Below are 18,829 nucleotides of genomic sequence, written 5' to 3'. Positions count from 1 at the left end.
GTTCCTCCATTACAGCATAGTCATCTGATCCCACGGCCATACGATAAACTCCGCTTTGCCTTTAATGTACGATTCCGGCACGGCCCCGAACACGCGGCTGTCCTTGCTCGCCTGGGCGTGACGGTTGTCGCCGAGCACGAAATAACGCCCCTCCTCCACGATATGTGGGCCGTAATCGTAGCCTTCGATCTCGGTGTCGACGTACGGCTCTTCGATCAGCTTGCCGTTGCGGTACAGTTTCTTATTGTATATTTCGATCTGGTCGCCGGGCAGCCCTACGACCCGCTTCACCAGCAGCTCGGGCTTCTCTGCGCCCATCCTCACGTCCAGCGGATCCTCCAGCACGACGATTTCGCCGACTTTCGGAGCGCGCAGCATATAGACGATTTTATTGACAAAAAGCCACTCCTTCTCCTGCAAGGTCGGCTCCATGGAATGGCCTTCTACCGTCGATAAATTAAATACGAACAGATGGAGCGCAAGGACGATGGCAAACGCGATTGCCGCCGTTTTCAACCATTCGAACAGCTCTCTCAGCCATCCCGGCCCGGTTGCAGCCGAACGCTCGAAGGACTCTGGTGAATCGTCATGGGGCCTTTCCGACTCGGACACGTTCATGGTCTCACCTCGCAGCTCATTTCAATCGCTTTTCATCAATCATAACAATTTGCGGCCAAATAGAAAAGCATATCCGGCTCGAGCGCAGCCATGCGCTCCCAGCAAGATATGCTTCAAATGAATATCGTCGGCAGACGTTTCTATAATCTAAAGAGTATAAACGGCATCTTAACCGGCTACAATGCTCAGCTTCTGGAAAGAACGGAAAAAATCCGAAGCAACGTAGCCAAGCGATTCGTAAAGAGGCAGGATCGGCTCGTTGTGCTCGTCCGCGGCGACCATGATTTTCGTTACGTTGCGCTGTTCGAAACGCTGGCGCAGCGATTGGATCAACGCTTTGCCGATTCCTTTGCGCTGATGATGCGGATGAACGGCAATACGGTAATAATAGCCTTTATGATTGTCGATCGTTCCGATAATGATGCCAACGATTTCTGAATCTTGAACCGCAACGACAACGAGATCGCTATCCCATGACAATTGACGGGCGAATGCTTCCATGGTTTGCTCGTAGCATTCCTCGGTAAGAACCGTCTCCAACAAGCTCGTTACAAACTTGTAATCGGACAACTGAAAGGAACGAACTATCATTCATTTACACCTTCTATACCATGTCATAGTGATGCCTATAGTTAATATTATACGACATGTTTAAACAGAATCCTGCTAAAAACTTTAAAATTCCTTAAAAAATTTAAAGAAACATGCGATTTTATCGTGAAAACGCTTAAATTTAAGCGCTTACACGTTATTTCTTTACGTTTTGAACGATTTTCCCGGTCATTCGGAATAAAATACTTTTGAAACGTAAATGTTGATTTATTAGTGCGAATGCGAGATAATGGATAGGGATATTTACCAAACTACATATTGGAGGATGATTGAATCATGGCTCATCAACTGCCTGCATTGCCATACGCGACTAACGCGCTCGAACCGCATATCGACGCGACGACGATGGAAATCCACCACGGCCGTCACCACAATACTTACGTAACGAACCTGAACGCCGCTCTGGAATCCGCTCCCGAGCTGCAAGACAAATCCCTCGAGGAACTGCTTGCGAACAACCTGGCTATCGTTCCGGAATCGATCCGTACGGCCGTTCGCAACAACGGCGGCGGCCATGCGAACCACAGCCTGTTCTGGGAAGTTATCGGCCCGAACGGCGGCGGCGCTCCGACTGGCGCGATTGCTGCAGCAATCGACAGCGAGCTGGGCGGCTTCGACAAGTTCAAGGAAGATTTCGCGAAAGCGGCTACGACGCGCTTCGGCAGCGGCTGGGCATGGCTTTCCGTCAAAGACGGCAAGCTGAAAGTAAGCAGCCTGCCTAACCAAGACAGCCCGCTGATGGAAGGCGAAACGCCAATCCTCGGTCTGGACGTTTGGGAGCACGCTTATTACCTGAAATACCAAAACAAGCGCCCGGACTACATTGCAGCGTTCTGGAACGTTGTAAACTGGGCGGAAGTCAACAAACGTTACGAAGCGGCCGTAAAATAATCGGCATCTTTAACGTACGACGGAGTTTGTTCCCGGGGCTGACCGCCCTGCGGAGCAAGCTCCGTTATTTTTTGCCGCAAGACCGGTCCGATTCGGCGAAAAAAACGCTCCATGCACATGATTAGCCCTCCGCCGCATACAATGTCGCAGAATATTCGCCTAATCTTTGCAAAAAGGAGTCTGATCGATCCGATGGCATCCTCGCGGCAATACATCTACATTCCTCCCGCTACGCCCGCAGCCGGCGGCTGCGGCTGCGGCGGGCCAAGCTTGCGCAGGACTGGCAGGCAAGGCGGCCCGGCCGGCACAGGATTGGACGGACAAGGGAAGCCCGGCGGAACGGCCCGGCATGAAGAAGCACCCGGGAATACGGCTTCCGCCGGATCGAACGGGCCGCCCGGCCATCGGCATAGTCCGCACGGACATATGCCTGTCGCGCACAGGAACAGGCCGGTGCCGAACGGGCACAAGCCGTTTCCGGCCCCGTTCCCCGTCCCGTATTTCCCGGGTCCGGCCGCCGCTTTCGTGTATGTTCAAATCCGCGGCGGCATGGCGGCGCCCGAGCTGAACCAAAGTCACTCGGCCCGCTATCATCCCGGCATACCCGTCGGAGAAGCGCTCGCCCGGACGGGAGCGGTTCGATTCGGACCCGGCGGCCGAATCGCCGCCGTCGCAGGCATACCGGTTGTCTCCGGCGACACCGGCTTTATTCTAAGGCTGAACGGGCGCCAAATCCCGGCGGCGCTTCTCAGCTTCCCGCTGCAGGCGAACGACACCGTGGAACTGGAGCTCGTAAAGCTGCAGCGAGAGGCCAGGGGATAAACGCCCCCCCTCCCCGGACGCTTGGCGGAAGAACAGGATTGAGGGACGCCCGCCGCGCTCGTTTTGCGTAAAAAAGAGACCCAAGGCCCGTTACCCCCGAACGAAGCCTTTGCGTCTCTTTTTTCAAATGTATTTTAATTCACGTACCCTAAACCCGGGCAAGCTTATCCGGGTTTCGTACGGCATACATTGCGGCAAGCTTTCCGCGCCGGAGCTGGATCAATAGAGCGGCCACGATCTCTTTCTCCGAACGGAGGATGATACCGGTCTCACCGTTCAGAGGGGCAACCTCGAAGCGAATACTTCCCTGATCGTAGCGCTTGATTTGGCCGAACCCGTCCAGCAGGATTCGGGCCACATGATTGCGCGTTTGTATCGGATGCTTGAACGCGGTTGCTTTGCCGCCTCCGTCGGCGACGAGCATGACGTCTTCGGTCAGCAGGGACAGCAATTGATCGACGTTGCCTTGCTCGAGGGATGCGAGGAACCGGCCGACCCATTCCACTTCAACCGCTTCGGCCGCGATCGGCTCCTCCTCGGATATGCCCATCTTGCTTCTTGCCCGGCTCATCAGCTTACGGCAATTGGCCTCTTGCTTGTCGAGCAGCTCGGCGATTTCGGGATAATCGAAGCCCAGCGCCTCACGCAGGACAAAAACCGTCCGTTCTGTCGGCGTCAGCCGCTCGAGCAGGACGAGCATGGCGTAAGACAGCAGATCGCGGCCGGAACAACAGCATTTTGCGCAGATGACCGGGCTGCTTGTCGATCAGAACAAACCGAATCCGCCGCCCATTCGCCATGCCCCGGGTCTCTTCCTTTATGGCTTTGAGCGAATGAAGCCCTACATGGCCGCCTCCGATGATGATGCATGTCAAGTCGTTCATTTCCCATCAGCTCCTCCTCGTTTTGCACATATAACAACGTCAGGCTCGAATTTGTGACATCGGAAACGAACGAAGGAGGAGCCTTGCATGGGCCCGTTCCATAACACTTCGACGCTGCCGCACCATCTCCTCCGCGTACAACGCAAAGCGGTCTTTCTCCATAGATCTCCATCAAAAAAAGTCAGGTTATAAGTTTTCCGCTTATAACCTGACTTTTATTTCACCGCGCGGCACATAAGCTTCGCCCGTTTATTCTTACTTTATCGCTTTCCCGCTTCCTTTAATCAGCTTCAGCTGATCGTTCTCGTACCCGACGGTATACGTCACTTGATACTTGCTCAGCTTATATTCGCCTTCCACGCGCTCGTCCACCGATATGACCGCCGTCACGGTCGCCTCGTCCTCGCTTTCGCTGGTGACGATCAGATCGTCGATCACGACGTTGCGGGTCGCCAAATACCCTTCGCGGAATTCGGCGTAAGTCGTCCCTTCCTTCCAGTTCCCGCCGAGCAGCGAATAAGCGTATACGTAGTCCGCGTTGTTCAGACTGTCGTAGAAGTGTCTGACCAGATATTCGCTGTATTCGACGATCGACGTCTTCGCTTGCCCCGACTCGGCTTTATCCAGCGTCTTGCCGGGCGGCAGCGTCTCCATCGGGTTTTCGGACCAGCCCTCCGCCAATTGAAGCACATCGGCGATCGGAATGCTGAATCCGATCATCCCTTCCTCCATGCCCGCCGAATTAATGCCCAGAACGCCGCCGGTTTTCTTGTCGACAAGCGGCCCGCCGCTGTTCCCGTGGGCGATCGGCGCGGAAATTTGGTATAAGCCTTCATAATGATAAGGCTCAATGACGAACGAGCGGCCTAAGCCGCTGACAATGCCGGTCGTCACCGTATTTTGAAAGCCAAGCGGGCTCCCTACGGCAATGACTTCGTCCCCCACTTCGGCACGGCGGTCGCGAACGACAGGCAGCGGCGTAACGCCGGCCAGCTCCGAGACGCGAACGACCGCAATATCCGTATCGGCGCTTATCCCGATCACCTTGCCCCTTAACTCCCGGGCGTCCGCCGTCTTGACCGACACCTCGCTCTCTCCCGCGACGACGTGGGCGTTCGTAATGAGGTCGCCCTTCGTATTGTACAGAAACCCCGATCCTTGCGTGCCGTCGGACGTTTCGATCATGACGACAAGCTTCTGCGTTTCGTAAATGACGTCCTTTAACGATTTCGGCCCGTCTTGCTCCTGCGCCGCCGCCAGCAGAGGCGGTCCGGATAGCCGCTTGGGCATCTCCGACCGCAGCGCCGCGGCCGCTCCGAGCGCGCCGCAAACGATAAGCGCGCATAACGAGGCGCTAATCCAAGCCGCCTTTCTCATCTGTATCGTCTCCCCTAATCCAAATACCATGTCGCATGATCCACGACGACTTCAACATCTGTACGCTTCACTTTCTCCGAGGTCCACTTGAACGTCATCGCTTCGCCGGGCTCCACATAGTTCGGAGTCGCATCCGCTTCTCCCGTTGCAAGGGTGTCCCCTTCGGCCGAATAGACCGTGAAGCGGATCTTGACCGTATAGATCGGCCGCGTCGCCGCGTTGACAAGATGGCCCGTCAACGATAGACGGCCCTCGTCATCCAGCTTCCGCTCAATGCGCTCAACCTCGACGGCCGCCGTATGGTTGCGCAAATCTTCGGCCGCGGCCATCTGCATCGCGTCCTCGATCCGCCTCTGCTCGGCTTCCTCGAACTTCTCCTTCGCAACCGCAATTTGCTGCTTAAGCGAAGTAAGCGCCTTGTTGCCCGGATCGCGTTCCAGGCCCGCCTCTACGGCGGCGATAGCGTCGCTGAACCTTTTTTTCTCCAGAAGACGGGAAGCTTCCTCGCCGCTTACGGTTACGATCTTCTCGCTGAGCTTCGCTTGAAGCCGTTCCGCCTGTTCCCCGGTCATCCCTTTCACTTCCTGCCATTTCGCCACCAGCTCGTCCAGCGTATGCAGCGATTCCAGCTGAACCGCCGCCTGCTCGACGGCAAGGCTTACGCTTGCCGTTTCAAGCTGTTCGTTCAATTTGCCGAACAACGGCTCGCTGCGCAAATGAAGCTTGGAGCGAAGCTGCTCCAACCGAAGCTGGGCGTCGCCGAACGAACGCTTCCCGATCAGTCCGTTAACGGCCCGAAGCTCCTCTTCGGCTTTGATCGCCTCGCGAACGGCGGCCGCATCGTCAAGGAGCGCGCCGTATTCCGGCCGCTTCGCCGACGCAAGCTCCAGCAAACGCAGCGCCTCCTGGTAATGCCCGTCCAGCCCCTCCTGCTGCGCTTTCACATGCAGCTGCCGGACGTCGTTATTGATGCCCGATTCATATATATAGTAGGCAAATACGCCTCCCGCCGATAAAAACAGCACAATGACCGGCAGCAGCGCAGCCGCGAGCCGGCCGCCGCGCTCTTCGGTTCTGCTCCGCTTCGTCCGCTCCCCGCGTTTCCGTTCGGCTTCGAGGCCGCGATAAACCGCCGGAGCCGCCGCAACGCTTTCCGCGCTTGCAGCCGCCTCCTCCATCCCCAATCCCGGCCAATCTCCCTCGCCCTGGAGCTCCAGCCGTCTGCCGCATTGATTGCAGTACACCGCATCCTCCGGTTGTTTCCTTCCGCAATGATGGCAATACACTCCGTTTCTACCCCCGCCCGCGTTTCTCTCTCTGTTTTCTATTCGATTAAGCGATCGCCGCTTTCCATTCCTTATGGCAATCCTTCTTTTTAAATAACCCAAATCAGCTAGAATTACCCAGCCGCAAACGCAAACAACCGCCGTTATTGGTTCCCGGCATTGGCTGCGCCAAGCGGAAACGGCGGCGCCATCCGCTTCTCCGGGACGAACCCGTTCAACGGCTTCCTACTCCCATTGTGGCATATACGGTAGCGGCTTGCAAACGTCGGCAAGCCTTTCGTCCCTTTCAAAACATCATCCAAAATACAGTTATATTGTATTTGATTGCCATGTGTCAACAAAAAAAGAAACAAGGCTCGCCGCCATGCTCCAAAATAGCCATTGCTATGACTTGCAGCTTGCGATCCGCCCGCCGATCCGGCTCCTTCTCGTTCCGGCGCTTCCGCTTCGGCGCGGGCCGGGCCATGATGCGGCGCACGCTTAACGCACCGATTCCTTCATGCTCTTCAGACGTTTCATGACATCGTTCGCGCCGCGTCCGAAATAGTCATGAAGCGCATTGTACTCGGCATACAGCTTGTCGTATACCGCCACGTTCTCCGGAATCGGCTTGAACGTTTCCTCGCGGACGCGGGCCATCTTCCCTGCCGCCTCGACGATGCTGTCGTAGCCGCCTTTCCCCGCGCCGGCCGCAACCGCCCCGAACATGGCCGCGCCAAGCGCAGGCGTTTGCCTGGAGGCTGCGATTTTGATTTCGCGGTTCGTCACGTCCGCATAGATTTGCATCAGCAGACGGTTTTTCCGGGGCAAGCCGCCGCACGCGTACAGCTCCTGCACCTCTACGCCGTTGTTATGGAACGCTTCCACGATTTTGCGGGTGCCGAAGGCCGTCGCCTCCAGCAGCGCACGATAAATTTCCCACGGCTTCGTCCGAAGCGTCAGCCCCGCGATCGCACCGGTCAGATCGCTATCGACCAGCACCGAACGGTTGCCGTTCCACCAGTCCAGCGCCAGCAGGCCGCTTTCGCCGGGCTTCAGCCCGGAGGCTTTGCGCTCCAAATACAGATGAACGTTTACGCCTTCCTTCTCCGCTTCGTCGCGGATATAAGCCGGAACCGCCTCTTCCACGTACCATTCGAAAATATCGCCGGCCGCCGATTGGCCCGCTTCATAACCGTAATAACCGGGAATAATGCCGTCTTCCACGACGCCGCACATGCCTTCGACCGGCTTCTCCTCCGCGCCGAGCAGCATATGACAGATCGAAGTTCCCATCGCCATGACCAGCTTGCCCGGCGCGACGACGCCGGCGCCCGGCACTGCCGCATGCGCGTCCACGTTGCCGACCGCGATCGCCGTTCCGGCCGCAAGGCCCATTCGTGCGGCCATTTCGGCCGTCAGCTCGCCCGCCTTCGCGCCAAGCGGCAGCACTTCGCCGCGAAGCTTCGTTTCCGTCAAGTTTTCAAGGCGCGGATCTAACGCTTTGAAAAAGTCTTTGCTCGGGTAGCCGTCCTGCTTATGCCAGATCGACTTGTAGCCGGCCGTGCAGCTGTTGCGGAACGCCTCTCCGCCCGTCATTTGGCTGACGATCCAGTCGGCCGCTTCGAGGAAACGGTCGGCTTTCTCATAAATCTCCGGCGCTTCGTTCAACATTTGCCAAGCTTTCGCGATCATCCATTCGGACGAAATTTTGCCTCCGTAACGGGGCAGGAAACGTTCGCCGCGACGGGCCGCGATTTCGTTGATCCGGTTCGCCTCGTCTTGCGCCGCGTGGTGCTTCCACAGCTTCACCCAGCTGTGCGGGTTGTCCTTGTATTCGTCCAGCCAGCAGAGCGGCTGGCCTTCGCTGTCGACCGGAAGCATCGTGCAGGCCGTAAAGTCGATGCCGAGGCCGATCACGTCTTCGGCCGCTGCCCCCGATTCCTTCATAACCGCAGGCACCGATGCCGCCAGCACTTCAATATAGTCGGACGGATGCTGCAGCGCCCAGCCGTGCTCCAGCTTGATGCCGGATACCGGCAGCACCTCGTCGATTACGCCGTGGCGGTACGGCGTCACATGCTCCGCGACTTCCTCGCCGTTCGCCAGATTGACCAATACCGCGCGCCCGGACTGCGTCCCGAAGTCGACGCCGATGGCGTATTTATTGCTCATGATCTGCCCCTCCAAGCGGAATGAAAGATAGCTTGCCGCAAGCGGCAGCCGTTCGCCGCTCCGAGCCCGCCGTCAGCCGAGTGCGCCGGCTTTGCTTTGGCCCGTAAGAATCGTTGGCGCCGTGCTTGACGCCAATACGGCGATCGGGCAAGTTCCGGTCCATCCGGCGCAAGGCCCGGAGTCGGCGCGTAATTGTCCCCATCGCTGATTTGTATGCCTTGTAGTATACCATATGGCGAACTTGTACGTACATGAATGGAAGCCGTTAAAAAAAAGCACCATTCCCCGCCTTACGACAAGGAACGATGCTTCTGATTATCGGTTTCTATAACCTTCCTGAATCGGCACCGCGGAAAGCGCCTAACGGCGCTCCGCCGGCCGGTTACGCCGGCTGGGCGGTCAACGTCAGCCTAAGCTGCACCGTGACCGTATTTTCCGTATCCAGCACGACGCGGTGCGGATTGGTCATGCCGAAGTCCGAGAACGTAACGGCCGTATCGCTCTCCAGCTTGATTTGACCGCCCTCGTACACGCCGTTTCCTTCGAACGTCACTTCCTTCGAAATCCCTTTGACGGTCATCGTGCCGCTCATCTTGAAAGGGAACGGCTGGCCCTCCGTCCATTCGGCCGGAACGCCCTCGAAGGAGGTTGCCGTAAAGGTAGCCTCCGGCGTTTCCTCGACATTAAAGTAATCGGCTTCTTTGATGTGTCCGTCGCGCTGCGAGTTGCCGGAGTCGATGGCGTTCAAGTCAATCTTGCCTTCGCCGGCCATGCGGGACGGATCGGCCGTATCGATGGTCCAGCTGCCGGAGACGTTATTCACGGCGAAATTAACGGTTTCCTTCGACGTCGTAACCGAAAAATAAACGGTCGACGAAGGGTCGATATTCCATACGCCGTTAATCAGCTCCATATCGACTGCCTCTCCCGTGCCGCCTTCAGCCGGCGCCGCGATGACGCTCTCCACCTGGACATGATTGCCGGCATAATAATCGTACAGACCGTAGCCGACACCGCCGCCTACGATCAGTACGGCCAAGCCTGCCGTCAAAATTGCCGTCTTTTTTCTCATCCTTTTTCTCCTCCAATTGCACTACATTATGTAGTGTATTTATTCAAAAAAATTTACAGCATGCTAAGCGCAAAAGCGGCAAACAGCATGCCGTAAACGATAACCGAAACAAGAGACTCCCGCATGGGCAAAGCAAGCTTCGGACCGGACGCGCCCGGATTGACGAGCTGCTCGATGCGCAATGCGACCGATTGTCCCGCGAAAGTCGCCACCGCAAGCCCATGGCCCGGCTTCCGTGCGTTTCTCGCCAGCTTAAGCAGCGCGCTTCCGAGACCGTAAGCGGAAGCTCGGCCGGCGGCATAACGATCCGCAAGCATCTCCCGGGTGACGGCGAATTGCCGATGGCACCATTGCAAGAGCGGGATGTACCAGAACGCCCTGGCGCATACCATGACCAGCATAAGCAACAGCGGGTCGCGGTGAATCGAATGAAAACGCTCGTGATGAACGACCGCTTCAAGCTCCTCGTCGTTCAGCATCGCAAGCAGCCCTTCCGACAATACGATCGTCGGACGGACAAAACCGACCGTAAGCGCTACGGGAGCGGAGCTTGCCACCGCCACGATGTCCTCCCTGCCGTCCGTTCCGAAGCGGCGGTTCAACTGCATCGTGAGCTCCGGACTTAGACAGCCGCGAATTTTTCTCGCCGCCCGGCTTGCGCCGACGATCTGGCGGCCGGTTAACCACGCCAAATGGCCGATCGTCCCCAGCACGAACAGCGCCATGAACGTATCCGCCGCCCGGATGCCGTAAGCGTGCACCCACCGGGTGCAGAGCCATAGCAGATTGTACTGGAACGCCTTCCAACCGAACAGCGTACATGCCGCATACATAAGCATTTGCAGCACGATAAAGCCGGTTAAGGCAAGGCTAAGCGCCAGAAGCGCTTTCGATTGACGATGCCACATCCTATTTCCCTCTTTTAAGCGAATGGATTTTTTGCTCAAGCTCGGCCAGAATCTTAGGGTCGACCTCTTCGAGCGCATCGAACATATGGCTGACGACCAGCGGACCGAAATCTTCAAGCAGCTCTTGCGACAGCTCCCGGGAACGGTTCTCCACGAAATGCTCTCTCGATTCGACGGGACTGTACCGCGACGCCCGCCCGGCGGACGTTTTGTTCAGCGCCCCTTTGTCCACGAGACGGTTCATGATCGTCATGACGGTGTTGAAGCTGACCGGCTTGCCCTGCTTCTCCAGCCGCTGCGTGACGTCTTTAATGTACAAGTCCGGCTCGTTCCACAAGATCGTCATAATCTTCGCCTCAAGCGGCCCGAAAAACCGCTCCAAGCCCCTCTCATGCCCTTTGCTTGCCATCGTTTTCACATCCTTAAGCACTACGGGGAGTAGTGCAATCATATAACCGAAACCTGAATAGAACCTTAAAACGGCATGAAAAAATGCTTAAATCGTCGGGAGCATGCCCGGCTTGCGAAACAAAGGAAGGCCGCGGGAGCGCGGCCTTCCTTGCATGATGCCCTTTTTACAGCTTGCCGCTTAAATATTCGCGCACCGCCGCGGACAAATCCTCGCGCTCCAGCGCGAAATCGATCGTCGCCTGAACGAAGCCAAGCTTGTCGCCGACGTCGTAACGCCGACCGTCGAACCGGTAAGCGACCAACGGCTCGATCTCCTGAAGACGCTGCAGACTGTCCGTCAGCTGAATTTCCCCGCCTTTGCCCGGCTGCGCCTTCTCCAGCAGCTCGAAGACCGTCGGGCTCAGCACATAACGGCCTACGATCGCGCTGTTCGACGGCGCCTGTCCGGGCAGCGGCTTCTCGACGAGCCCGGTCACCCTGCCGCTCGTCCGGCCTTCTTCAAGCGCCACGATGCCGTATTTGTGCGTCTGATCCCACGGCACCTCCATGACGGCGACTACCGAAGCTTGCTCGCGTTCGTACGTATCGATCATTTGCTTTAAGCAAGGCGGGTCGGATTTCAAAATATCGTCGCCCAGCAATACGGCAAACGGCTCGTTGCCGATAAAACGCCGCGCGCACATCACCGCGTGCCCAAGTCCGAGCGGCTCCTTCTGGCGCACGTAATAAATGTCGGCCAGCTGCGAAATGCCGCGAACGACCTCGAGCATCGTCTCGTTGTTTCTTGCCTCCAGCTCCGCCTCAAGCTCAAAGGACTTGTCGAAATGATCCTCGATGGCCCGTTTATGTCTGCCGCTGACGATCACGATGCTGTCGATGCCCGACTGGACCGCTTCTTCTACAATGTATTGAATGGATGGCTTATCGATGATCGGGAGCATTTCCTTCGGCTGCGCCTTCGTTGCGGGCAAAAACCGGGTTCCGAGCCCTCCCGCCGGAATTATGGCCTTCCTTATCTGTTGTGACATTTCAGTTAATCCGCCCTTTCTCCATCGTTGCAACCTTACATTATTTTACCTTGATTGGAACCGGGGCACAACTTTTATTGGCCCAAATGGGCTATCGGCAGCCTGACGGCGAAGGACGCCCCCCGCTCGCTGGGCTCCGCTTCGATCGTCCCGTCGTGGTTTTCGACGATTTTTTTGGCGATGGACAAGCCGAGTCCGCTGCCTCCGACGTTCCAATCCCGCGACTTGTCCGCTTTATAAAACCGTTCGAATATCCGTTCCCGGTCCTCCTCGGAGATGCCGATCCCGGTATCCGTAATGCGTACGAGCGCATAGCCGTCCTTTTCCGTAAGATAAAAGGAGATTTTGCCGCCCTCCGGCGTAAATTTCATCGCATTGGCGAGCAAAATCACCCATATCTGATTCAGCTGGTCTTCGTCCGCCGTAATCGTCGTCTCCTCCATCGTCAGCTCGACGGTCAGCCTTTTTTCCAGCCATTGCGGCTCAAACGTCAGCACGACGTCCCGCAGCTGCCTGTCCAGCCGATACCGCCTCGGCTCGAACGGATGCTGCTTCGCGTCAAGCGAAGCCAGCTTCAGCAAGTTTTCGCTCAAGCGGGACAGCCGGCTGCTCTCCTGCTTGATGACGGAGACGTAATGGTCTCTTTCCTCGGCGGACAGATCGCCGCTGCGCAGCGCTTCGGCGAAGCCCCCGATGGACGTAAGCGGCGACTGGATTTCATGCGAGACGTTGGAGACGAAATCTTGCCGCATCGCCTCCTGCCGCGACAGGCCAAGCGCCATCCGGTTAATGCTGTCGGCCAGCTCCCCGAGCTCGTCCCTGCGATGCACCGGCAGCCGGGTGCTGTAGTCGCCTTTCGCGATGCGCGTCGTCGCCGCCGTCATCATTTTTAAAGGTTTGACCAAATAGCGGGTGACGACAACAATCAGAATGCCGCCTACGATAAGCAAGGTGAACAAAATCGAGTAGGTGTTGCGCTGGAAGCTGCGCACCTCCGGCTGGAACGACGGCTGCAGAAATACGGCCCATTCCGAGCCGCCCAGCCGCGCGGGACGCCCAATCGCAAAGGGGGCAGCACTTTCCGGAGAAACGGCTTCCCGCCCCAGCTTGATCGTTCGGCCGGCAAAAACGGCGCGCAATTCGTCCGCCGTCATCGCCGCCAGCATCGCATCGCTCCGCGGGCCTGCCGCCACGTATTGCCCTCTTGCCGAGACGGCGACGATGGACAAGCCTTGCATATCCGCGGTTTCCTGCAGAAACATCGGCAGCGACCATGGCGAAGAGACGGCATACAGCCGCTCGATAGACCGCACGGAAGCCGAAAGCCTTTCTTCCAGAAACGCGGAATTGTCTTTGCGGAACAATAAATTGGCCATCGCGTAGGAAATGCCCATGCTCAGCAGCACGATAAGCAGAAACGTCAAAATAATCCGCACGTACAGGCTTCGCATTAAGCCCCCTCCTCCAGCCGGTAGCCGAGGCTTCGGACCGTTACGATCCGGAAGCCGCATCTCTCCTCGGGGAACCGTTCCCGAATCCGTTTAATATGTACATCTACCGTCCGTTCGTCGCCCTCGTAATCCATTCCCCATATTTCCTCGATAAGGCGCTCTCTGGAGAACGTTTTGCCCGGATTGCCGGCCAGCTTGAACAGCAGCTCGAACTCCTTCGGCGGCATCGCCACCTTCTCGCCGCCTACCGAGACGTCGTATTCGCTATGGTTCATGACAAGCGCTCCGACCTCGACCGTTTGCGAGGCGGCAATGCGGTACCGCCGCAGCAGCGCCTTGACCCGCATGACCAGCTCGATCGGATCGAAAGGCTTCACCACGTAATCGTCCGCCCCGTGCTCGAAGCCTTGCACCTTGTGGGCGCTTTCTCCTTTGGCCGTAAGCAGCAGCAGCGGCATATCGTACGCCTGGCGCAGCTCCGCGCATAAGCTTAACCCGTCCTTGCGGGGCATCATGACGTCGATGACGGCCAGATCCGGCTTCACCGATTCCAGCCGCTTCAGCGCTTCTTCGCCGTCCCGCGCCTCCAGGATTTCATAGCCTTCCCTTCTCAAAAACAGACCTACAAGCTCGCGAATATGCGGATCGTCATCCACGACGAGCACTCTAGCCATTTGCAGACGCCCTCCCTGTCCTGCTATTTAAGGATAAATCCATCCCCTGAATCTTCTATCGACATCCTACTACATCCAGATGAAAACTATATGAATAAATCCCCCTGTTCGTTGACAATGTCATTTTTTTAACCATAATAAAATTACGAAGCAATTGGAATGACAAAATTCGATTCGGCGATGAGAAAACCTCTGTCGAGGCCTTTCAAGCTGTACGACCTCGTTCAGCGGTTGGTTGTATCTAACCGCAGTCGTCCCATAGAAGTTACAGATAGGAGGTTTCACCCATGATTCATAAATCGATTATTGTCGGCACGGGCCCTGCCGGTCTCACCGCCGCGATATACTTGGCGCGCGCCAACATGCAGCCGCTTGTCATCGAAGGATGGCAGCCGGGCGGCCAATTGACGACAACAACGGAAATCGAGAACTTCCCGGGCTTTCCGGAAGGCATTCTCGGCAGCGAGCTGATGTCTAACATGCGCAAGCAGGCGCAGCGGTTCGGCGCCGAATTCCGGACCGGCTCGGTCACGAGCGTCGATTTCAGCAAGCGTCCGTTCAAGCTGAACGTTGAAGGCCACGGCGAGCTGCTGGCGGAGACGGTCATTATCTCGACCGGCGCTTCGGCGAAATACCTCGGCATTGCAGGCGAACAGGACAATATCGGACGCGGCGTCAGCACATGCGCGACATGCGACGGCTTTTTCTTCCGCGGCAAAAAAATCGTCGTCATCGGCGGCGGCGATTCGGCGATGGAAGAGGCGCACTTCCTGACGAAGTTCGCTACCGAAGTCGAACTCGTCCACCGGCGCAACGAGCTGCGCGCTTCGAAAATTATGCAGGACCGCGCCCGCGGCAACGAAAAAATCCGCTGGAGCCTGAACCGCACGCCGGTTGAAGTGCTGTCGAACGGCATGAGCGTAACGGGACTTAAAGTCCGCAACAACGACACCGGCGAAGAAGAAGTGATCGAGGCAAGCGGCGTCTTCATCGCCATCGGCCATACGCCGAACACCGGCTTCCTCGGCGGACAGATCGATCTGGACGAATCCGGCTACATCAAGACCGTGCCGGGTACTTCGCAGACGAACATTCCGGGCGTATTCGCTTGCGGCGACGTCCAGGACAACAAATACCGCCAGGCGATTACGGCTGCCGGCAGCGGCTGCATGGCCGCGCTGGACGCGGAGCGCTTCATCGAAGAGCACGCGCATGCCGTCAAGGCGTAACGGCAAATCGTTAGCAAAAGCAAAACGGCTATGTCCTCTCCGGGGCAAAGCCGTTTTTTTTGCGCGCGGTGCTTTTTTTCTCCAAAAAATAGTGTTGCATTGGCTCCTGACGATGTATAATAAAGCTGTTGAGAGTTTTTAACATAAAGGCAATGCTTACCTGACATTCGCGGCGCTGCACCGCCGGCGGATGTGCGAAGGTACAACCTCGGATCTCCTCTTTCCAGGTTGTGCCTTTTTTATTTTTTATCATAAAGGAGATGTTGCCGATGCTGCTTGAAGCGATGTTACACCGCCCCAAATTCAACTGGGCCTACGCGTACGACCAGAATACCTTGCATCTACGCCTCCGCGTCAAAAAAGGAGACGCCGCCGCCGTCACGGCCATAACCGGAGACAAGTACAGCTGGGAGGAGACGAAAGCGGAAGCGCCGATGCGCCTTTTGTCGTCGGATGAGCTGTTCGACTATTGGGAAACGGCCGTCGTCCCTCCTTACCGGAGACTCCGTTACGCGTTCCGGCTTACGGGACATGGCGGCGAATCCGTCGTGATGACGGAGAAGGGATTTTTCGATAAGGTTCCGGACAATCCGCATAAAGACTTCTTCGACTTTCCGTTCCTGAACCCGGCGGACGTGTTCGCGCCCCCGGAATGGGTGAAGGACGCCGTCTTCTATCAAATTTTCCCGGAGCGCTTCGCGAACGGGGACCCGGACAACGACCCGGAAGGCGTCCTGCCGTGGGGCGGCAAGCCGACGCCGACGAACTTCTTCGGCGGGGACCTGCAGGGGGTGATCGACCATCTCGATCATCTCGAGCGGCTGGGCGTCAACGCCATTTATTTCACGCCGCTGTTCGAGGCGACGACGAATCATAAATACGACACCGAAGACTATCTTCGGGTGGACCGGCATTTCGGCACGAACGAGAAGCTGAAGGAGCTCGTCGACGCCTGCCACGCGCGCGGCATCCGGGTCATGCTCGACGCGGTGTTCAACCACGCGGGCAGCACGTTCGGGCCGTTCGTGGACGTTGCGGAAAAAGGGCCCGATTCGCCTTACGCCGACTGGTTCCATGTGCGGGAGTGGCCGATCGCCGTCCGGGACGGCATTCCGACCTACGACGCTTTTGCTTTTGGCGCGAACATGCCCAAGCTGAATACGGAAAACCCCGAAGTGCAGCGGTATTTGCTGAAGGTCGCCCGCTACTGGATCGAGGAGATCGGGATCGACGGCTGGCGTCTGGACGTCGCCAACGAGGTGGATCACCGTTTCTGGCGGAAATTCCGCGATACGGTTAAAGCGGCGAAGCCCGACGCGTACATTCTCGGCGAAATATGGCACGATTCCCTCCCTTGGCTGCAGGGCGACCAATTCGACGCGGTGATGAACTATCCGTTCACCGAAGCGGTGCTGGACTTTTTCGCCCGCGGCGTTACGGAAGCGGAAACGTTCTCGGCAAAAATCGGCGCGCAGCTGGCCGCTTACCCGCAGCAGGTGACGGAGACGGCGTTCAACCTGCTGGACAGCCACGACACGCCGCGCCTCCTGACCGAATGCGGCGGCAACGAAGCGGCGCTAAGGCTGGCGCTGCTGTTCCAGCTGACGTATCCGGGCGTGCCGTGCATTTATTACGGCGACGAGGTCGGCATGAGCGGGCTCGGCGACCCGGATTGCCGCGGATGCATGGTGTGGGAGGAGGAGAAGCAGAACGCGGAGCTGTTCCGGTTTTACCGCGAAGCGATCGCGCTGCGGCGAAGCCATCCTTCGCTCCGCGGCGCGGGCTTCCGCTTCCTGTACGCGAAGGGGAGCGTCATCGTGTACGAGCGGAGCAAGGACGGCGAGCGCATCGTCATCGCGCTGAACGCCGGCGGCCAGGCGGCGGAAGCGGCCGTGCGGCTGCCGCTTGGCGGCGGCGCGGGCGCAGAGGCTGGCGCGAGCGTGACTGCGGCTTCCGCAGGCGGTGCAGCCCCTGGCGGTGCAGCCGCAAGCGGCACGGCAGGGGCTGCGGGCTCGAGCGGCACCGATGCCAACGGTGCAGCCGATCCGAGCACGGACGCCGCTGCGAGCGCAGCCGCCAACCCGTTCAAGCAGGTTGCCCTGGCCTCTTCGGCGTCCGCCGTCTCTACGCTGGCGTTCGCCCCGGACGCGGTCTGGCGCTCGCTGCTGGACGACTCCTCCGTCGAAATCAAAGGCGGCTTGCTCCAACTGCAGCTGCCCGCATACGGCTACCGCGTATGGAGCGTGCAATAACGAAACAAATAAACAAACCAAGGCTCCTGCCTTGGTTTGTCCGCTTTTCATGATTCCAAATCCGGTTCTACCGTCTTCGTTACAGCAATTCTTTGCGAAGCTGCTCGCCGCTTTTGGGAGATAAATAACCAAGCGGAATATCGAACACCGTTTTGGCGCCTACCGCCCCTTCTCTCGCTAAACGGGCCGCCGCTCTTGCATAGGCCGTCAGAACGCTCGCCGTAAATTCCGGGTTGCTTTCCAGCTTCAGGCCGAATTCTATAATTTGCTTGGTTCCGCTGCCCGTAATCCCGCTTCGAATCACGAAACCGCCGTGCGGCATTCCGCTATGCTCCGCCCGAAGCTCCTCTTCCGTAATAAACGCAACCGTTGTATCGTACTCCGCAAAATAGTTCGGCATCGTCACAATCGCCTTCTCAATCTCCGCTTTATCCGCTCCGTCCTCCGCAACGACGTAGCAATACCGCCGGTGTTTTTCGCGGGTTTCCAGTTCTGGAGCTTCGCCGGCGCGGATTTGTTCGATGACGCTTTCGACAGGAATCGTATATTGGACCCCCGCCTTCACGCCCGGAACGCGGCGTATGGCGTCCGAATGCCCTTGGCTGACGCCCTTGCCCCAGAACGTATATTCCTTGCCTTGCGGAAGAATAGCCTCGGCAAGCATCCGATTCATGGAGAAAAGCCCAGGATCCCATCCGGTTGAAATGACGCTGACCGTACCCGCGCGTTTGGCGGAAGCATCGACGGTTTCGAAAAACTCCGGGATTTTGGCATGCGTGTCAAAGCTGTCCACCGTATTGAACATAGCGGCGACCGCCGGCGTTTGCTCGGGCAGATCCGTTGCCGAACCCCCGCATAAAATCATGACGTCGATAAGTCCTTTAAACCGTTCCGCGGCGGAAATCGGCTCGAACCTCACCCCTTCCTCAGCCTTCATGGCCGAAGGATCCCGTCTTGTAAACACCGCTACCAATTCCATATCTTCGTTTTGCGCAATCGCTTTTTGGACCCCGCGTCCGAGATTGCCGTATCCGACAATCCCAATTCTAATTTTGGAAATCATTATAGAGCCTCCATTTTTGGTTTGTCCTCCCTCACATTATACCTGACATGACATGTTAGATGCAAAGCCGTTTTGAAGGCGCTTTATCCTCGTGAAA

Annotated in this window: 17 protein-coding genes; 4 read left to right on the top strand and 13 right to left on the bottom strand. The window is 57.6% G+C overall.

Annotated features, from left to right (window positions below):
• Nucleotides 1-9: 9 nt before the first annotated feature.
• Both lepB and ACFSW5_RS18245 read right to left on the bottom strand, forming a co-directional pair.
• The gene (gene lepB, locus ACFSW5_RS18250; protein WP_379276100.1) at nt 10-618 is read right to left on the bottom strand and encodes a signal peptidase I; all 609 of its coding nucleotides are present in this window, start codon (nt 616-618) and stop codon (nt 10-12) included.
• 168 nt (nt 619-786) lie between these two features.
• On the bottom strand, nt 787-1,209 hold the full coding sequence (locus ACFSW5_RS18245) for a GNAT family N-acetyltransferase (protein ID WP_379276098.1): 423 nt from the start codon (nt 1,207-1,209) through the stop codon (nt 787-789).
• A gap of 297 nt (nt 1,210-1,506) precedes the next feature.
• On the opposite strand from ACFSW5_RS18245, the gene ACFSW5_RS18240 reads away from it, so the two are divergent.
• Complete coding sequence (locus ACFSW5_RS18240) at nt 1,507-2,121, top strand: superoxide dismutase (protein ID WP_379276096.1); 615 nt, start codon at nt 1,507-1,509, stop codon at nt 2,119-2,121.
• A 192-nt stretch (nt 2,122-2,313) separates the two neighbouring features.
• A complete protein-coding gene (locus tag ACFSW5_RS18235) occupies nt 2,314-2,943 on the top strand; it encodes a hypothetical protein (RefSeq protein ID WP_379276094.1) in 630 nt (209 codons plus the stop codon).
• A 148-nt stretch (nt 2,944-3,091) separates the two neighbouring features.
• On the opposite strand, the gene ACFSW5_RS18230 is transcribed toward ACFSW5_RS18235, so the two are convergent.
• The 10 genes from ACFSW5_RS18230 to ACFSW5_RS18185 form a co-directional block, all read right to left on the bottom strand.
• The gene (locus tag ACFSW5_RS18230) at nt 3,092-3,643 is read right to left on the bottom strand and encodes a sigma factor-like helix-turn-helix DNA-binding protein (RefSeq protein WP_379276092.1); all 552 of its coding nucleotides are present in this window, start codon (nt 3,641-3,643) and stop codon (nt 3,092-3,094) included.
• Nucleotides 3,644-4,082: 439 nt separating this feature from the next.
• Nucleotides 4,083-5,204: a S1C family serine protease gene (locus ACFSW5_RS18225; protein WP_379276089.1), complete on the bottom strand. Its 1,122-nt coding sequence runs from the start codon at nt 5,202-5,204 to the stop codon at nt 4,083-4,085.
• 14 nt (nt 5,205-5,218) lie between these two features.
• The gene (locus ACFSW5_RS18220) at nt 5,219-6,490 is read right to left on the bottom strand and encodes an FxLYD domain-containing protein (protein ID WP_379276087.1); all 1,272 of its coding nucleotides are present in this window, start codon (nt 6,488-6,490) and stop codon (nt 5,219-5,221) included.
• Between the two features lie 480 nt (nt 6,491-6,970).
• Nucleotides 6,971-8,644: a ribulokinase gene (locus ACFSW5_RS18215; protein WP_379276084.1), complete on the bottom strand. Its 1,674-nt coding sequence runs from the start codon at nt 8,642-8,644 to the stop codon at nt 6,971-6,973.
• A gap of 382 nt (nt 8,645-9,026) precedes the next feature.
• A complete protein-coding gene (locus ACFSW5_RS18210) occupies nt 9,027-9,716 on the bottom strand; it encodes a YceI family protein (protein WP_379276082.1) in 690 nt (229 codons plus the stop codon).
• A 53-nt stretch (nt 9,717-9,769) separates the two neighbouring features.
• The gene (locus ACFSW5_RS18205) at nt 9,770-10,624 is read right to left on the bottom strand and encodes a M56 family metallopeptidase (RefSeq protein WP_379276079.1); all 855 of its coding nucleotides are present in this window, start codon (nt 10,622-10,624) and stop codon (nt 9,770-9,772) included.
• Nucleotide 10,625: 1 nt separating this feature from the next.
• Entirely contained in the window at nt 10,626-11,042 is a 417-nt protein-coding gene (locus tag ACFSW5_RS18200) for a BlaI/MecI/CopY family transcriptional regulator (RefSeq protein WP_379276198.1), read from the bottom strand.
• A gap of 157 nt (nt 11,043-11,199) precedes the next feature.
• Entirely contained in the window at nt 11,200-12,063 is an 864-nt protein-coding gene (galU, locus tag ACFSW5_RS18195) for a UTP--glucose-1-phosphate uridylyltransferase GalU (RefSeq protein WP_379276077.1), read from the bottom strand.
• 74 nt (nt 12,064-12,137) lie between these two features.
• Nucleotides 12,138-13,514 carry a sensor histidine kinase gene (locus ACFSW5_RS18190; protein WP_379276075.1) on the bottom strand — a complete coding sequence of 459 codons (1,377 nt, stop codon included), beginning with the start codon at nt 13,512-13,514 and terminating at the stop codon, nt 12,138-12,140.
• A complete protein-coding gene (locus ACFSW5_RS18185; protein ID WP_379276073.1) occupies nt 13,514-14,188 on the bottom strand; it encodes a response regulator transcription factor in 675 nt (224 codons plus the stop codon). Before ACFSW5_RS18185 ends, ACFSW5_RS18190 begins: the two co-directional genes overlap by 1 nt.
• 290 nt (nt 14,189-14,478) lie before the next feature.
• Between ACFSW5_RS18185 and trxB the strand changes: the two genes are divergently transcribed.
• Nucleotides 14,479-15,417 (top strand): thioredoxin-disulfide reductase, encoded by a 939-nt coding sequence (gene trxB, locus ACFSW5_RS18180; protein WP_379276195.1) that lies wholly within the window; start codon nt 14,479-14,481, stop codon nt 15,415-15,417.
• A gap of 269 nt (nt 15,418-15,686) precedes the next feature.
• Nucleotides 15,687-17,669, top strand: a complete 1,983-nt coding sequence (locus ACFSW5_RS18175; RefSeq protein WP_379276070.1) for a glycoside hydrolase family 13 protein — start codon at nt 15,687-15,689, stop codon at nt 17,667-17,669.
• 79 nt (nt 17,670-17,748) lie between these two features.
• Here the strand turns inward: ACFSW5_RS18175 and ACFSW5_RS18170 are convergent, their stop codons facing one another.
• Entirely contained in the window at nt 17,749-18,732 is a 984-nt protein-coding gene (locus ACFSW5_RS18170) for a diaminopimelate dehydrogenase (RefSeq protein ID WP_379276068.1), read from the bottom strand.
• Nucleotides 18,733-18,829: the final 97 nt, after the last annotated feature.

Origin of the sequence: Paenibacillus thailandensis, assembly GCF_042685365.1 — a bacterium.
GTDB lineage: Bacteria > Bacillota > Bacilli > Paenibacillales > Paenibacillaceae > Paenibacillus_AP > Paenibacillus_AP thailandensis.
The sequence above is the reverse complement of the archived record's forward strand: the minus strand, read 5'-3'. Positions and strand labels throughout refer to the sequence as shown.

Coding starts and splice junctions, on each gene's coding strand:
- lepB (WP_379276100.1), bottom strand. CDS start 618: ATGAACGTGTCCGAGTCGGAAAGGCCCCATGACGATTCACCAGAGTCC.
- ACFSW5_RS18240 (WP_379276096.1), top strand. CDS start 1,507: ATGGCTCATCAACTGCCTGCATTGCCATACGCGACTAACGCGCTCGAA.
- ACFSW5_RS18210 (WP_379276082.1), bottom strand. CDS start 9,716: ATGAGAAAAAAGACGGCAATTTTGACGGCAGGCTTGGCCGTACTGATC.
- ACFSW5_RS18245 (WP_379276098.1), bottom strand. CDS start 1,209: ATGATAGTTCGTTCCTTTCAGTTGTCCGATTACAAGTTTGTAACGAGC.
- ACFSW5_RS18225 (WP_379276089.1), bottom strand. CDS start 5,204: ATGAGAAAGGCGGCTTGGATTAGCGCCTCGTTATGCGCGCTTATCGTT.
- ACFSW5_RS18185 (WP_379276073.1), bottom strand. CDS start 14,188: ATGGCTAGAGTGCTCGTCGTGGATGACGATCCGCATATTCGCGAGCTT.
- ACFSW5_RS18205 (WP_379276079.1), bottom strand. CDS start 10,624: ATGTGGCATCGTCAATCGAAAGCGCTTCTGGCGCTTAGCCTTGCCTTA.
- ACFSW5_RS18175 (WP_379276070.1), top strand. CDS start 15,687: ATGCTGCTTGAAGCGATGTTACACCGCCCCAAATTCAACTGGGCCTAC.
- ACFSW5_RS18235 (WP_379276094.1), top strand. CDS start 2,314: ATGGCATCCTCGCGGCAATACATCTACATTCCTCCCGCTACGCCCGCA.
- ACFSW5_RS18190 (WP_379276075.1), bottom strand. CDS start 13,514: ATGCGAAGCCTGTACGTGCGGATTATTTTGACGTTTCTGCTTATCGTG.
- galU (WP_379276077.1), bottom strand. CDS start 12,063: ATGTCACAACAGATAAGGAAGGCCATAATTCCGGCGGGAGGGCTCGGA.
- ACFSW5_RS18215 (WP_379276084.1), bottom strand. CDS start 8,644: ATGAGCAATAAATACGCCATCGGCGTCGACTTCGGGACGCAGTCCGGG.
- ACFSW5_RS18170 (WP_379276068.1), bottom strand. CDS start 18,732: ATGATTTCCAAAATTAGAATTGGGATTGTCGGATACGGCAATCTCGGA.
- ACFSW5_RS18230 (WP_379276092.1), bottom strand. CDS start 3,643: ATGCTCGTCCTGCTCGAGCGGCTGACGCCGACAGAACGGACGGTTTTT.